Raw genomic sequence first — 13,040 nt, forward strand, 5'->3', positions numbered from 1 at the left:
GGTACGAGCTTTTTTTGTGCCCAAAATTCAATGAAGGGAGGTGAAAACCATGGCAGATAACTTTGAAGGTATCAAGAATCGAAGGTTCGGTATTGAAATCGAGATGACAGGAATAACCCGCTGCAGCGCAGCTAAAGCTATCCGAGATGTGCTGGGAGGTGATATTGACCATATCGGAGGCAGTTATGACAAGTACAAGATCTATGACGAGGACGGCAGAGCGTGGAGCATCGTGTCAGATGCAAGCATCGATCCTTGCAAAAAGAACGGCGAACCTGCGAGTGACTTGTACAAAGTTGAGATGAACAGCCCTGTGCTTGACTATGATGACATTCCGCTGCTTCAGGAGGTGATACGAGGTCTTCGCAAGGCAGGAGCTATTACGGGAGCTGAATATGACTGCGGTACTCATGTGCATATCGATGCAGCTGATTTCTCGCCGCAGCAGATACGAAATCTCGTTAACATCTGGTCGAGCAAAGAAGATTTCCTTTGGGATGCTCTGCAGGTATCGAGTCTCAGATCTCGATATTGCCATAAGATCAATCGCAGCTTCGTTGAGGAACTGAACCGAAAGAAGCCCAAAGATATGTCAAAGATCAAGGATATGTGGTATAGCGAGACTTATCAGTCACCAAACAACCATTATAATTCAACTCGGTACCATGCCCTGAATCTTCATTCATACTTTCAGGCAGGACATTTTGAGATACGAGCCTGCAACGCTTCACTTCATGCAGGTGAGGTCAGAGCACAGATAGTCCTTGCTCTTGCTATCTCAAATGCCGCCTTTACAAAGAAATATTGCTCACCAGCTGTATCTCGATCAGATAATATGAGATACAGCTTTCGTGTTTTCTTGCTGAATTTAGGCTTGATCGGTGACGAGTTCAAGAATTGCAGAACACATCTGCTAAAGCATTTGCAGGGCAATATTGCTTGGCGCCACCCTGAAGATGCGATTGCTCAAAGGGAACGGCTGAAAGCTCAAAGGGAGCTGGCAAGACAGCCTGAACCCGTTCAAGATGAACCGATTTGCGATGAAACTGAAGATGAGACTGAAGAAATGGAAATGAGTATGTAAACGAAAGGAGAAATATGAGTAATAAAGAAGAATCAAAGAAACTGCTGTATATAGCGTACGGCAGCAATATCAATCTGTGGCAGATGGCGCTGCGCTGTCCTCACTCAAAGCCGCTTGATACGACAATGCTCGGGGGCTGGGAGCTGGAGTTCCGTGGTGTTGCCAATATAACGAAAAAGAAAGATGCCCAAACACCCGTACTGCTTTGGGAGCTTGATCCGAGGGATATTCCAAGATTGGATAGGTACGAAGGCTTCCCGAACAGCTACTTCAAAGAGAACATTGAGTTTGAAGTGAACGGAGAAAAGTGTGTGGGTATGGCGTATCTGATGGTGCCTGATACAAGGAGGATAAACCCGCCTGCAAGCTACTACATGCAGACCATATGGGAGGGCTACCTTGAAAACGGTATGGACACCTCATATCTGCTTGAAGCACAGTCAAGAGCCTTGGATGTTTCGGCTCAAAGAACGGTTGAAGAACATCTTGAACTGAATGAGATGGAAGAACAGTTTGATGATGAGGACGAGGACCCCGATATGGAAGATGACATTCAGATGTCTTTTGGGATATGAGGGGGTGAGAAGATGCAGTATAAAGGGTATGTTGTAAGGATAACACCGGCCGATGACCTCAAACGAACTGACGAGCTCGGCAGAGAAACGACTTGTGAAGGCTTTCGCTTTGAGGTGTTCAGAGATAAGGAAATGACCGATCTGCTTGATGAATTCTCGGCAGCGGTCGATTACGAGATACTTGAAAACAGCCTCGAGGAAGCCGAGCAGTTTGCAAAAGACACGATTATCTGCGAGGAAAAACAGTTTGATGCCTCGCAGGAAATGAGTATGTAAGGAGTGAAAAGTATGGAACAGCTTATAATCAACACATCTTTGTTAAGGAAAGAGCCTGCCTTTGAGGTCAGATCATGCGTAGTCGAAAAGGCAGTCGGTGTTTCACACGCTGAGTTTGAAAACCTTCGTAGGAATACGCTTAAGGACAATAATCTCATTGCAAGAAACAAGGGGAATATGTGGTTTGGTACAGATGACAGATACCACTGCCTGCTTGTTTATGACAAGGAACAGGGCGATGGTCTGCTTGTAGAAAGCGAGGGTTATGACTACGCACGATACGCACAGTATATCCCACAAGCAAAGATCATCTACGAGAACTACTGTCAGTCACAGCAGCTCGAACAGGATGAGACTGAAGATGAAACAATGGATTTTGAAATGTGAGGTGAGACAATGTACGAAAAGATAGATATACCACAGCCGATTGCAGATGAGATAGTTCATAAGGCTGAACAGGAAGGTATTTCGGTTGATGATGTGGTCGTAAGAGCGATAATAAACTGCTTGAGAAAGGATGATGAAAATGCCGGATAATGAGATGAAAGGCATCACCGTCAAGGTCGATGCACAGCTGCACGCACAGGTGAAAGAGTACATTGAAGCTCACGGAATGACGATGGGAGAATTTGTTTCAAAGGCACTCGACAGTGAGCTTCACCCACCGCAGATGAGAGGAGGTGTTAATATGGCTAACAGGACACTTGCGTTCCAGGTGCCAGAGGAATTGTTCGACAGGATCAAGGACTATCTGAACCGTCATCCCGGTTTGACACAGAGACAGTTCATGCTTGGTCTTATACAGGCTGAGCTCGACAGAGATATGCAGCAGACCAATGAGACCAATCAGCAGCCCGAAGAAACTGAGGAAGAAGAACCCGATGAGAACGAGGAACTTGATGAAGATGAAGAAGAATCAATGGATATGAGTATGTGAGGTGTGAGATATGTTTATGACAGAAAAACAAGTTGAAATGTTGCGGAAGCAGTATCCGCCCGGAACAAGGCTTTGCTGTGATGAAATGCCGGATGATCCGAGACCAATCGAAAGCGGTACGATCGGCACGGTCGTAGGAGTCGATGATGCAGGTCAGATAATGATGAAGTGGGATAACGGCAGATCGCTCTCGCTTATACCCGGCGTTGACAGCTTTTATACTGTCGAACAGACCGAAGAACTGACAGAGGACTTGGACGAAGGTCCGGTCATGTCGTAGGAGGTGCTGCCATTGATAAAATGTTTCGATATCTTCGCAGGTATCGGCGGCTTCAGGTCGGGACTTGAAAAAGTCGGCGGCTTTGAGTTTGTCGGCTCCTGCGAGATAGATAAGTATGCCCGGTGTGCATACATGGCGTTATACGACACCGGAAAGGAGGTGTACTTCGAAGATGCGAGAGATATCAAACCCGAAACCCTGCCGGATTTCGACTGTATTTGCGGAGGATTCCCTTGCCAGAGCTTTTCGATCGCTGGAAAGCGGCGAGGATTCGAAGATGCAAGAGGAACTCTCTTCTTTGAAATTGCCAGAATTGCCGCCGTTAAAAGACCTAAGTATCTGCTCCTTGAAAATGTTCCCGGCTTGCTGTCGCATGACAAAGGGTGGACTTTTAAAGCCATCCTCGATGCGCTGGATGAACTGGGGTACGATGTCACATGGGAAGTGCTTAACAGCGCAGATCATTATGTCCCCCAAGCCAGGAAGAGAGTGTTCATTGTCGGATTTTCTCGAGACCGATGTGCCGGCAGAGTACTATCTTTCACAGAAGCAAACCCAAAAACTCTTGTCAGACGCATACCGGGACATGAGGGAAACCGAGTCTACTCCACAGACGGACTCGGAATAACGCTGACAAGCACGGCAGGCGGTTTCGGCGGTAAGACAGGGCTGTACACCGATATGAATGAGGACCTTGCAATAAAGATCAAATCACTCACTGCAAAAGGCTATCAGCTTGCGTATCCCGGTGACAGCATCGACCTTGCCTATGCTGACATGAACAGCCGCAGAGGTCGGGTAGGTCACGACATTGCCCATACGGTAGTTACTTCGCCAACACAAGGATACTATGAGGTCAAATGCATCGATATGAATGCAGAGCCGGATATAACGGAAATCGCAAGATGTATCACTACTCGCCAGGACAGCGGTATAGGGCATCACAAGGGAGAAAAATCAGGAGTGATCGAAATTGATGAGCCGATACCTGTCCATACACCGTTCCGTGAGAACGCCCGTCAGCAAGGCAGGCGGTTCAAGAGTGCAGGAGAACCTGCATTTACCATTACATCGACCGACAGGGACGGTGTTATCTGGATGGGATTTATTCGCAAATTGACACCCCGTGAGTGCTGGCGGCTGCAGGGCTTCACGGACGAGCAGTTTGACAAGGTACGAGCTGTGGGAATATCCAAAGCACAGCTCTACAAACAGGCGGGCAATGCCGTAACAGTTACGGTCATTGAAGCGCTTGGAAGGTTTATACGAATGATAGATGAAGAAAGAGAGGAATCTAATGAATAATATAATGACTTTTGTGAATGAGGAATTTGGTTCTATTCGCTCTATTATAATTAACGGAGAACCGTGGTTTGTTGGTAGAGATATAGCTATTATATTGGGCTATTCTAAACCTCGAAATGCATTGGCATTACATGTCGATGAGGATGACGCCCTAAAACAGGGCGTCACCGATAACCTCGGAAGAACGCAGGAAACGACCGTTATAAACGAATCTGGTTTCTACAGTTTGGTTTTGGCAAGCAAACTCCCTAATGCCAAAAAGATAAAAAAATGGGTAACTTCAGAAGTCCTCCCGACCATAAGAAAGACGGGCGGTTATGTTGATGATCCCGACAAGTTTGCAGACTACTATCTTCCTTTTGCCGATGAAGCCACTAAGCAGATGTTCAAGATACAGCACGAATACATTCGTCAGCTTCATTCAAAGATAAACACCGATAAGCCAAAGGTAGACTTTGCAGACCAGGTCGCTGATACCACCAATGTTATCGACATGGGTGAGATGGCAAAGCTCGCCAACGACAGAGGTATCCGAATAGGCAGAAACCGACTGTTTTCCTGGCTGCGAGTTATGGGTATCCTTATGATGAACAATATACCGTATCAGGAATATATGGACAGAGGGTATTTCAAGCTCAAGGAATCCTTGTACTATACGGACGGAGTGTACAAGACAAGGCAGACCACATATGTTACCGGTAAAGGTCAGAGATATATAATCGACAGGCTGTTGAGAGACTATGCATCGGAGGTGTATGAGATTGCCTAATCATCCTCGCCCTTGCAGACAAGGAGATGATAATCCCATTCAATCCTGCCTCAAAGGCAACGCCGCCCAGGTCAAAGAGAAAGAAGGTCAACTATTTCGACTACGATGAGGTAGAAAAGATAGTCAAAAGCCTTAAAGACGAACCAATAAAGTGGCAGACACTTGTTAATCTGCTGCTCATAACGGGTGCAAGGCGGGGCGAAATAGTAGGATTAAAATGGGATGCGATCGATTGGGAGAAAAACAGGATCTTCATACACGTTAACTTACTCTATTCAACAGATAGAGGAATATATGAGGATACCACCAAGACCGAGGAATCCGAAAGATACATAGCTTTGCCGGAAGAAACTATGGAAATGTTAAGGGCATACAGAAAGTGGTACATCAAGACCAGTACCGAGTTCGGCTCACGCTGGAACAACACTGGATTCCTCTTCTTCCAGGATAAATCGGGGAACGAGGGAAAGCCAATGCATCCGGACACCGTAAACCAATGGCTGCGGTCATTTGCTCAAAGGCACGGACTTGGTCATATAAACCCTCATGCATTCAGGCACACAATGGCGAGTCTGCTGCTTCACGGCAATATGGACATAGGAGCAATAAGCAAAAGGCTCGGTCATGCAAAAATTTCAACAACGTTAGATATTTATTCACATATTCTTAAGGAAAGCGATGAGCAATCGGCAGAAACGATAGCCGACATCGTACTGAGAAAAGAAATGGCATAAGAAATAAGTCGCACAGCAAAAACTGTGCGGCTTTTTTCAATTACATAGGTTTTTAATAATACGGAAATTCAGGCTCGATTTTGAAATCAAGGCTGGCTGCTTCAAGTTTTCCCTTGATTGCCTTAACCTCGACAGCCTTGCCGCAGTAGATTTCGACAGGGGCATTCTCTATCAGTTTTTTGGCTTCAACATAGTTGCAATTTGCAGTTTCAGAAACCAACTTAATGTTTGACAGAGAGCTTTAACTTGATACAAGAATTATGTGATAATCACTCTCGTCTAAGTTTATCGGATCAATATATGTTGTTGCCCAGCCCCAGCCACAGTTCGGACAGGTCATTCCTACCGGGTAAATATCCGACAAAGGTTTCATCTCAGCCCCACATTTTTCACATAGAACAATATCGTCGCTCATACTATCACCTTGTTATGCAAAACTTGTGGGCTTGATAGGATTCTCCATTCTCTTACCGTTAGGGAGCTTGTAGTCAAGGACAGTCACTTCTCCGGTCTCCCTGTTCACAGATACCCTTGCGAAAACTTTCCACTTATAATCATTTTCGTCCGCATCATCAATATCATCGAAACCGATAAAATACTCATATTCAACATCATCATATTTATCATCGGGATATGAATGACACGATCCCTCAAAATGTTCCCTGAAATACTCTCTGCCCATTAAATCAGCAATTGCAAGCCAAGCGTCTGCCTTTGCCTGTTCTTTAGTTAGCATTATTTACCACCTCCAAAAAGTTCCATTAAAGCCCTTCTACGAGCATCGTCAAGCGTACTCGATACCGTTCCTGTTTCAATTACACCATGTTCGTCAAAAAGCGTTGTTCTTCCATTAGGCGTTACGATTGAGCTTTCCCGCTGTCCTGTGGTCTGTCGAAGTTTTCGCATCATTAAACGGTCGGACTTTGAAGGGACACAATCGTCATTATGCGGGTGACTATGAAAATCCAACGTACCTGAATGCTTCTTCATTTCATTAAGCAATTCATTAGGAATTACTGTACCGCCTTTATCACCACGGATAAGATAGGTCTTTCTGCCAATTGTCACACGGGCAAATTCAACCCCTGTTTCCTTAGACATAACGCTAACATCTGTCATATTAAACTCACCAGATGAACCAGAGATGTAATCACCCTTATGTTGTAATTTTGATAAATGCTCCTTGATATGCTCAGGAATATCAATGCCACGCTCAGAATAGCTCTCAACATCACTTGAATCGGTAAGATAAGAGCTGTTTACAGAAGCCCCGCTTGTTCCGCTAAACAGACCGCTATAACCCTTACTCATCACTTCGCCCTCCCTGCAAACACCTTGCTCGTTTTACTGGGATAGGCGAGAATCGTTATGCCCTGTGTTTCAAGCTCCTTGAAACACTTGTAATTAGCCGAGCCGTAGACGATGATCGTATGAGGGTGAAGTCGCCTTACTAACTCTCTCAGTCCCTCCTCAAAGCGTTCACGATCTTCGAGCTTACGGGGACTTCCGCCAACAGTGCCGATAGCGACAACACTGTTTTCAGGTATGCCGTCAAAGCAGTACCAGTATGTTTCGGGAGTACCCCAACGGACGTTATTGATAACAGCGTGACCGCAGAGCGTACCGAACCAGTAGCCAAAGGCTCTCATACGGTAAACATTCCACAGTTTCAGCGGCAGAGGGAAATCCTGATATGTAGAGAAATCTGGTGTGATGATCCCGGAAAAGTGTTTCAGCACATCATAGGCATGTTTGCTGCGGAACCAAATGCCTTTGAAAGAGTCGAAGTCTTTGTCATCTTCGTAGAAACATACATAGGCACGGCTTGAAAAGTCCTTGTTGCCGCAGCGAAGCTCATGACGGTACAGTTCCAAAGCCTCTTTGTAAGTTAGAATGAGTGCAGGCATTTCGGCAGCCGTAGTCGGACAGAACGGTATGTCGTTAGCCGAGAACTTGGCACCGGATACCATATAGGCACGCCACCATACGTCTTTAAGACCTTTACGTATAATATTCAATTATAAATAATCTCCTTTCTCGATTGAAAATTGAAACATGAATAATTCGTATATTCTGCCAATTGACAAAGGAGAGGGAGTTGTGATATACTATACTTGCTACAGTTATGAGTAATATCGTAACACCCAAAGCGCATTGGCTTGTTGTTACCAGCAACCTGTCAGTGCGTTTTTCCTTTGTCAAAAATAATAGGACATTGGAATCACCTTACCTTTCAAATATGTTTTACAACCAACTGTTGCGTTTGTTTTGCATCTCTTCTTCGTAGTCATAGTCGTAAAAGTCGCTTTTTAACGGACAAATACTATCTATAAAACTGCGATATTTTAACAGAATAAGATCATCATATTCTTTTTCCGTCCTTGATTTCATTTCGTAATTTGTTCTTGCAAGCGTTCCCAGCCTTTTATCAGCAGCTTCATCTGAAGTGTTAAATGTTTTCTTGATAAAGCTTTTATCTATCCGTTCACCTCGTTTTTGTACTGCTCTTATGATTTGCTCGGGCATTATGAGCTGGGCAGCAAAATAATTGGTTTCTATCTCTTGACAATCGTATCTTTCTCCTTTTGGCAGATTTAAGTTGTGCTTCAAAAGAAAATGTCCGAATTCATGAGCGATAGAAAAGTTGATTCTATACGCAGGCTCGGAGTCATCATAGAAGATAACGTATTTTCCATGATACTTTATTATTACTGCGGAGTCGCTCCCGAAATCCCTAACATCAACGTTGTATATTTTTGCCTTTGAAAAGGATTTACATTTAACAAGCCCTTTGCCTTTTTCTTTTACAATGCTTTTGATAGAAATTGGAAAGTCCAAAACAGTTTTAGATGATACGAGAATGTCATTGGCCAGCATATATGCTTTTTTGAAATCTGGTTTAATGCATGTCAATATCAGTCACTCCTCGTCGTCATCGTCATCGAAAATGTCGTCAAACACAGTCTTTAGTATCTTTTCAGCTTTTTCAAGTCTGTCAGCATCCAATTTGCTGAGATTTCTTTGTAAATATTGAAGCTTATCGTCATCATTGTTAGCTTGATTGTTATCTGTTCCAAGGAGATAGTCAGTCGTCACTCCTAACGCTGAAGCGATTCTGCCTAAAACATCACTGCGAGGGGTGCGATCACCTTTAAGATAGTAAGACATAGCCGATTCTGTTACCTGAACCCTTTGAGCTAAATCTTTCTGTGAAATATGCCGTTGATTCATTATTTCCGATAACCTAACACTAAATGTAGACATTAACCATCACTCCTTTTACAAAATATAGAATATCACATTATTATAACTTTGTCAAGTGGTTTGGCAAATAATTCACATAAAAGCAAGTAAAAATAAGCGGAAAGAAAAAAGTCGAACAGAAAAAACTGTGCGACTTTTTCGTTTACATAATATATAGTATGATAATACTAAAGTACATAAATAAAGCCGAGATGAAAAATCTCGGCTGTGTTTATTAGAACACCTATGGAAAATATGAAACTGGTCAAAAATCCTTTATCTGCGCATTTTGAAGATCAAAAACAGGTTTCTGAAAAATGTGTCCTGAAGGTGTCCTGAAAGCGGTTTTTTGGGCAAAAAATACGCCGCTTGAGTTGTCTCAAACGGCGTATTTACACTGGTTGCGGGAGCAGGATTTGAACCTACGACCTTCGGGTTATGAGCCCGACGAGCTACCGAGCTGCTCCATCCCGCGATATGTTTTACAACCGGATTCCTCAGTCGGTACTTGAATATTATATCACATCACAATGCACTTGTCAAGCTTTTTTTTCAAAAGATGCCGGGTGCAGGATAAGCCCTGATTCTGCGGACTTTCAGACATTCTGCCATATACCCGTGGAAATATCCGCAGGTTTACTATGCTTATTTTTATCAAAAACATATTGACAAAACTCCGATTGTGCGGTATACTTTATATTGCTTTATTGAGTAAAAGCGCAAAAGCTTTAAACCGATGAAGACGGATGCGGCAGAATTTCCGCAGACAGACGGCGTGCAGCTTGTATTTTTGGCTTGTAGTATATGGTATGCACTGCCGTGTGAAAATATGCACAATGATTGGGAGTTGTTGGATTTGGCTTTGAGATGGGTTGTTTTGGTGGTTTATCTGGCTCTGATGATAGTTATCGGCGTTTATTACAGAAAAAAATCATCCAGCGTTAATGATTTCGTGCTGGGCGGAAGGGGAATAGGTCCTTGGTTTACTGCGTTTGCCTATGGTACCTCTTATTTTTCGGCAGTTATCTTCGTGGGCTATGCCGGAAAATTCGGCTGGAGCTACGGCGTGTCTGCCACATGGGTAGGTATAGGAAATGCCCTTATCGGCTCGCTTATGGCATGGGTCATTCTGGGAAAAAGAACAAGGATAATGACCAAGTTTATAGAGGCAAAGACCATGCCCGAGTTTTTCGAGAAGAGATACAATTCTCCCAAGCTCAAAACTTTTTCTGCGCTTATAGTTTTTGTTTTCCTTATCCCCTATACCGCCTCGGTCTACAACGGACTTTCAAGGCTCTTTGAAAAAGGCTTCGGTATACCCTATAAATACTGTATAATCGGAATGGCTGTGTTTACGGCAATATATGTTATCCTGGGCGGCTATAAAGCCACAGCTCTCAATGACTTTATCCAGGGCATAATCATGCTGGTGGGCATTGTTGCGGTGGTTTTTGCAGTCCTGGGTCAGAACGGCGGTCTTTCGTCTTCACTGGACCTTATGGGCGATGTCAAGGACGCAAAGGGCAATACCGGCACGCTGAACTCTCTGTTCGGTCCTGACCCGATAAACCTTATCGGAGTGGTGATCCTCACATCTCTGGGTACATGGGGACTTCCTCAGATGGTACAGAAATTCTATGCGATAAAAGACGATAAAGCAATCAAGACGGGAACAGTGGTGTCCACCGTGTTCGCCGTTGTGGTGGCAGGCGGCTGCTACTTCCTGGGCGGTTTCGGAAAACTATTTATGGATACAGACCCAAAGACAGGCAACCCGGTGGAGGGCTTTGACGCTATCGTCCCACACATGATGGAAAAGCTGCCTACGCTGCTGTTCGGAATTGTTATAGTGCTTGTGCTGTCGGCATCTATGTCAACGCTTTCGTCCCTGGTGCTCACATCAAGCTCCTCCCTTACCATTGACCTTATAAAGCCCCGTGTTAAAAACATGGACGAGAAGAAGGAACTGAGGGTAATGAGGCTTTTCATAGCTCTGTTCCTGGTTATCTCGGTGGTGCTTGCAATAATCACTCTCGAGGACCCCAAAACGGTTATTTCCACGCTTATGTCCATATCCTGGGGCGCCCTTGCAGGAGCCTTCCTGGCACCGTTTATGTACGGGCTTTTCTGGAAGGGAGTTACCAAAGCCGCAGTTGTTACCAGCTTTATATGCGGAGTGGGCATAACAACAGTGCATATGTGCCTTTATACCCTTAAATGGGGCAATCTTGACCTTCCCATGTCGCTGGGCGGACTGAGCCTTGCGTCACCTATAAATGCAGGCGCTTTTGCAATGCTGTTCGGTCTGGTGATAGTCCCCGTCGTGTCCCTTATCACCCGACAGAAGCCTGAGGATAAGGAGCATACCGAAAAGGTGTTTGAGTGTTATCTGTCGGAGAATGCGGAAAAAGCTGTTGAAAAAGCCTGAAAAGACTTGATTTTAATACAAGGACGCTGAATTGTTTTTCGGCGTCTTTGTATTTAATAAATATTTAACATATTCATCTGTGAACCGTGGTATAATGATGCTGCATGGGTATTATTAAAGTGAAAGGGAGTGACGGAGTGCATCTGCCAAGGCATAAGGGTACAATAGTTCTGCTTATAACGCTTATATTGCTGGGAGCCACATTCGGTGCCGTTAAAATGAAAGCTGCCAACGACTCCAATACTCCGTTTACAGTACAGATAGACAACTCAAAGCCCCAGGGCTCCAACGATTATACAATAACTACCGGTATCACCAAGCACTGGATAAACGACGAGGGTACACAGCGCCAGACCTACGGTGCCCAGTATGATTGTACCGTGCGCAACAATACCGACCTCGATATCACACGCTGGAAGGTCATTATCGACGTTCCCGGTGCAGACAAGGAAGACGTAGTAGTGGACAGCTACTGGAACGGTGATTATGTTTACCAGGACGGAAAGATAACATTCACCGCCGGCGAAAAGGTGGACCCGGTCCGTGCAGGCATGGATGCAGGCTTTGGTGCGGTAATTATCTCCAAAGGCTTGATGAAGTTTGAGCATTATGAGCTTACCGGATATAAAGACAGACCTCTGACCAGCTATTTCAATTTCTGGTTTGTAATGGTGCTGTTCGTTGTATGGTGCACCTCGGTGGTGGCGTATATACTTTACAGAGTCCGTGACGCTCACTTTGAACGCTATAAGAAAAATATGGACAGCATAATCTCCCAGTCCATGAATACGTTTGCAAATCTTGTTGATGCAAAGGATCCCTATACAAAGGGTCACTCCACCCGTGTGTCATACTATTCCGCAAGGATAGCAGAAAAGCTGGGATTCCACGAGGACGAGGTAAGAAATGTGGGTTATATCGCTTTGATGCACGACTGCGGTAAGATAGGTATACCCGATGAGATACTTACAAAGCCGTCAAAGCTTACGGACGAGGAATTCAAGATAATGCAGGGACATACCACCTATGGCGGAAAGGTGCTTAAAGATTTCAGTGCCATTGACGGCATTGTCGAGGGTGCGCTGTACCACCATGAAAGATATGACGGCGGCGGTTATCCCGAGGGACTGAAAGGGGATAAGATACCTCTTTACGCAAGGATAATCTGCGTTGCGGATGCTCTTGATGCAATGAACTCGGACAGGTGCTACCGACCTCATCTTCCCCCTGATGTGATAAAGCAGGAGCTGAAGGGCAATGCCGGAACTCAGTTTGACCCGGACATTGTTGAATGTGCTCTTGAGCTTATCGAGGACGGAAAGATCCTTCTCGGTCTGCATGATAAAATGGCGACGGCTGAGAAAAAGGATAAAAAAGAGAAAAAAGAAAAGAAAGAAGAATAATAATAA

At 44.7% G+C, this 13,040-nt stretch carries 18 protein-coding genes and 1 tRNA gene; 12 read left to right on the forward strand and 7 right to left on the reverse strand.

The window, feature by feature from the left end:
* Nucleotides 1-49: 49 nt before the first annotated feature.
* The 10 genes from T494_RS0102285 to T494_RS0102330 are packed head-to-tail and all read left to right on the forward strand — an operon-like array spanning nucleotide 50 to nucleotide 5,960.
* Nucleotides 50-1,084: an amidoligase family protein gene (locus T494_RS0102285; protein WP_037343645.1), complete on the forward strand. Its 1,035-nt coding sequence runs from the start codon at nucleotides 50-52 to the stop codon at nucleotides 1,082-1,084.
* A gap of 14 nt (nucleotides 1,085-1,098) precedes the next feature.
* On the forward strand, nucleotides 1,099-1,659 hold the full coding sequence (locus T494_RS12025) for a gamma-glutamylcyclotransferase family protein (RefSeq protein WP_051539917.1): 561 nt from the start codon (nucleotides 1,099-1,101) through the stop codon (nucleotides 1,657-1,659).
* 12 nt (nucleotides 1,660-1,671) lie between these two features.
* The gene (locus T494_RS0102295) at nucleotides 1,672-1,935 is read left to right on the forward strand and encodes a hypothetical protein (RefSeq protein ID WP_028504898.1); all 264 of its coding nucleotides are present in this window, start codon (nucleotides 1,672-1,674) and stop codon (nucleotides 1,933-1,935) included.
* A 12-nt stretch (nucleotides 1,936-1,947) separates the two neighbouring features.
* Entirely contained in the window at nucleotides 1,948-2,322 is a 375-nt protein-coding gene (locus tag T494_RS12030; RefSeq protein WP_051539920.1) for a DUF6329 domain-containing protein, read from the forward strand.
* A gap of 9 nt (nucleotides 2,323-2,331) precedes the next feature.
* The gene (locus tag T494_RS13745; RefSeq protein WP_155984009.1) at nucleotides 2,332-2,472 is read left to right on the forward strand and encodes a CopG family transcriptional regulator; all 141 of its coding nucleotides are present in this window, start codon (nucleotides 2,332-2,334) and stop codon (nucleotides 2,470-2,472) included.
* Nucleotides 2,462-2,872, forward strand: coding sequence for a hypothetical protein (locus T494_RS0102310; RefSeq protein ID WP_028504899.1), 411 nt, complete (start codon nucleotides 2,462-2,464; stop codon nucleotides 2,870-2,872). The genes T494_RS13745 and T494_RS0102310 overlap by 11 nt, the downstream gene beginning before the upstream one ends.
* Before the next feature lie 16 nt (nucleotides 2,873-2,888).
* Entirely contained in the window at nucleotides 2,889-3,152 is a 264-nt protein-coding gene (locus tag T494_RS0102315; RefSeq protein WP_051539939.1) for a DUF4314 domain-containing protein, read from the forward strand.
* Between the two features lie 12 nt (nucleotides 3,153-3,164).
* Complete coding sequence (dcm, locus tag T494_RS12035; RefSeq protein WP_037343647.1) at nucleotides 3,165-4,457, forward strand: DNA (cytosine-5-)-methyltransferase; 1,293 nt, start codon at nucleotides 3,165-3,167, stop codon at nucleotides 4,455-4,457.
* A gap of 4 nt (nucleotides 4,458-4,461) precedes the next feature.
* Nucleotides 4,462-5,226 carry a phage antirepressor KilAC domain-containing protein gene (locus tag T494_RS0102325; protein WP_242836368.1) on the forward strand — a complete coding sequence of 255 codons (765 nt, stop codon included), beginning with the start codon at nucleotides 4,462-4,464 and terminating at the stop codon, nucleotides 5,224-5,226.
* Nucleotides 5,227-5,252: 26 nt separating this feature from the next.
* Nucleotides 5,253-5,960 (forward strand): site-specific integrase, encoded by a 708-nt coding sequence (locus T494_RS0102330; protein WP_028504902.1) that lies wholly within the window; start codon nucleotides 5,253-5,255, stop codon nucleotides 5,958-5,960.
* A 241-nt stretch (nucleotides 5,961-6,201) separates the two neighbouring features.
* Here T494_RS0102330 and T494_RS13755 read toward each other — a convergent pair whose 3' ends face one another.
* The 7 genes from T494_RS13755 to T494_RS0102365 form a co-directional block, all read right to left on the reverse strand.
* On the reverse strand, nucleotides 6,202-6,375 hold the full coding sequence (locus T494_RS13755; RefSeq protein WP_155984011.1) for a hypothetical protein: 174 nt from the start codon (nucleotides 6,373-6,375) through the stop codon (nucleotides 6,202-6,204).
* Between the two features lie 12 nt (nucleotides 6,376-6,387).
* Nucleotides 6,388-6,696, reverse strand: coding sequence for a hypothetical protein (locus T494_RS0102340; RefSeq protein ID WP_028504903.1), 309 nt, complete (start codon nucleotides 6,694-6,696; stop codon nucleotides 6,388-6,390).
* The gene (locus tag T494_RS0102345; RefSeq protein WP_028504904.1) at nucleotides 6,696-7,271 is read right to left on the reverse strand and encodes a hypothetical protein; all 576 of its coding nucleotides are present in this window, start codon (nucleotides 7,269-7,271) and stop codon (nucleotides 6,696-6,698) included. Before T494_RS0102345 ends, T494_RS0102340 begins: the two co-directional genes overlap by 1 nt.
* Nucleotides 7,271-7,978 (reverse strand): DUF4417 domain-containing protein, encoded by a 708-nt coding sequence (locus T494_RS13280; protein WP_051539923.1) that lies wholly within the window; start codon nucleotides 7,976-7,978, stop codon nucleotides 7,271-7,273. The genes T494_RS0102345 and T494_RS13280 overlap by 1 nt, the downstream gene beginning before the upstream one ends.
* A 226-nt stretch (nucleotides 7,979-8,204) precedes the next feature.
* Nucleotides 8,205-8,837, reverse strand: a complete 633-nt coding sequence (locus T494_RS13285) for an ImmA/IrrE family metallo-endopeptidase (protein WP_155984012.1) — start codon at nucleotides 8,835-8,837, stop codon at nucleotides 8,205-8,207.
* Between the two features lie 42 nt (nucleotides 8,838-8,879).
* Nucleotides 8,880-9,224, reverse strand: a complete 345-nt coding sequence (locus T494_RS0102360) for a helix-turn-helix domain-containing protein (RefSeq protein ID WP_028504905.1) — start codon at nucleotides 9,222-9,224, stop codon at nucleotides 8,880-8,882.
* Between the two features lie 377 nt (nucleotides 9,225-9,601).
* Nucleotides 9,602-9,678, reverse strand: a tRNA-Met gene (locus tag T494_RS0102365).
* A gap of 354 nt (nucleotides 9,679-10,032) precedes the next feature.
* Between T494_RS0102365 and T494_RS0102375 the strand changes: the two genes are divergently transcribed.
* Together T494_RS0102375 and T494_RS13290 are read left to right on the forward strand one after the other, a co-directional pair.
* Nucleotides 10,033-11,631 (forward strand): sodium:solute symporter family protein, encoded by a 1,599-nt coding sequence (locus tag T494_RS0102375; RefSeq protein ID WP_051539942.1) that lies wholly within the window; start codon nucleotides 10,033-10,035, stop codon nucleotides 11,629-11,631.
* A 119-nt stretch (nucleotides 11,632-11,750) separates the two neighbouring features.
* Entirely contained in the window at nucleotides 11,751-13,034 is a 1,284-nt protein-coding gene (locus T494_RS13290) for an HD domain-containing phosphohydrolase (protein WP_197021110.1), read from the forward strand.
* The last annotated feature ends 6 nt before the right edge of the window (nucleotides 13,035-13,040 follow it).

Source organism: Ruminococcus sp. FC2018 (genome assembly GCF_000621805.1).
Taxonomy (GTDB): Bacteria; Bacillota; Clostridia; order Oscillospirales; family Ruminococcaceae; genus Hominimerdicola.

Bases quoted from the DNA above. Each gene is read 5' to 3' on its own strand.
- T494_RS0102310 (WP_028504899.1), top strand. From the start codon at position 2,462: ATGCCGGATAATGAGATGAAAGGCATCACCGTCAAGGTCGATGCACAG.
- T494_RS0102295 (WP_028504898.1), top strand. From the start codon at position 1,672: ATGCAGTATAAAGGGTATGTTGTAAGGATAACACCGGCCGATGACCTC.
- T494_RS12030 (WP_051539920.1), top strand. From the start codon at position 1,948: ATGGAACAGCTTATAATCAACACATCTTTGTTAAGGAAAGAGCCTGCC.
- T494_RS0102340 (WP_028504903.1), bottom strand. From the start codon at position 6,696: ATGCTAACTAAAGAACAGGCAAAGGCAGACGCTTGGCTTGCAATTGCT.
- T494_RS13745 (WP_155984009.1), top strand. From the start codon at position 2,332: ATGTACGAAAAGATAGATATACCACAGCCGATTGCAGATGAGATAGTT.
- T494_RS0102360 (WP_028504905.1), bottom strand. From the start codon at position 9,224: ATGTCTACATTTAGTGTTAGGTTATCGGAAATAATGAATCAACGGCAT.
- T494_RS0102330 (WP_028504902.1), top strand. From the start codon at position 5,253: ATGATAATCCCATTCAATCCTGCCTCAAAGGCAACGCCGCCCAGGTCA.
- T494_RS13755 (WP_155984011.1), bottom strand. From the start codon at position 6,375: ATGAGCGACGATATTGTTCTATGTGAAAAATGTGGGGCTGAGATGAAA.
- T494_RS0102375 (WP_051539942.1), top strand. From the start codon at position 10,033: ATGCACAATGATTGGGAGTTGTTGGATTTGGCTTTGAGATGGGTTGTT.
- T494_RS0102325 (WP_242836368.1), top strand. From the start codon at position 4,462: ATGACTTTTGTGAATGAGGAATTTGGTTCTATTCGCTCTATTATAATT.
- T494_RS12025 (WP_051539917.1), top strand. From the start codon at position 1,099: ATGAGTAATAAAGAAGAATCAAAGAAACTGCTGTATATAGCGTACGGC.
- T494_RS0102345 (WP_028504904.1), bottom strand. From the start codon at position 7,271: ATGAGTAAGGGTTATAGCGGTCTGTTTAGCGGAACAAGCGGGGCTTCT.
- T494_RS0102315 (WP_051539939.1), top strand. From the start codon at position 2,889: ATGACAGAAAAACAAGTTGAAATGTTGCGGAAGCAGTATCCGCCCGGA.
- T494_RS13285 (WP_155984012.1), bottom strand. From the start codon at position 8,837: ATGCTGGCCAATGACATTCTCGTATCATCTAAAACTGTTTTGGACTTT.
- T494_RS0102285 (WP_037343645.1), top strand. From the start codon at position 50: ATGGCAGATAACTTTGAAGGTATCAAGAATCGAAGGTTCGGTATTGAA.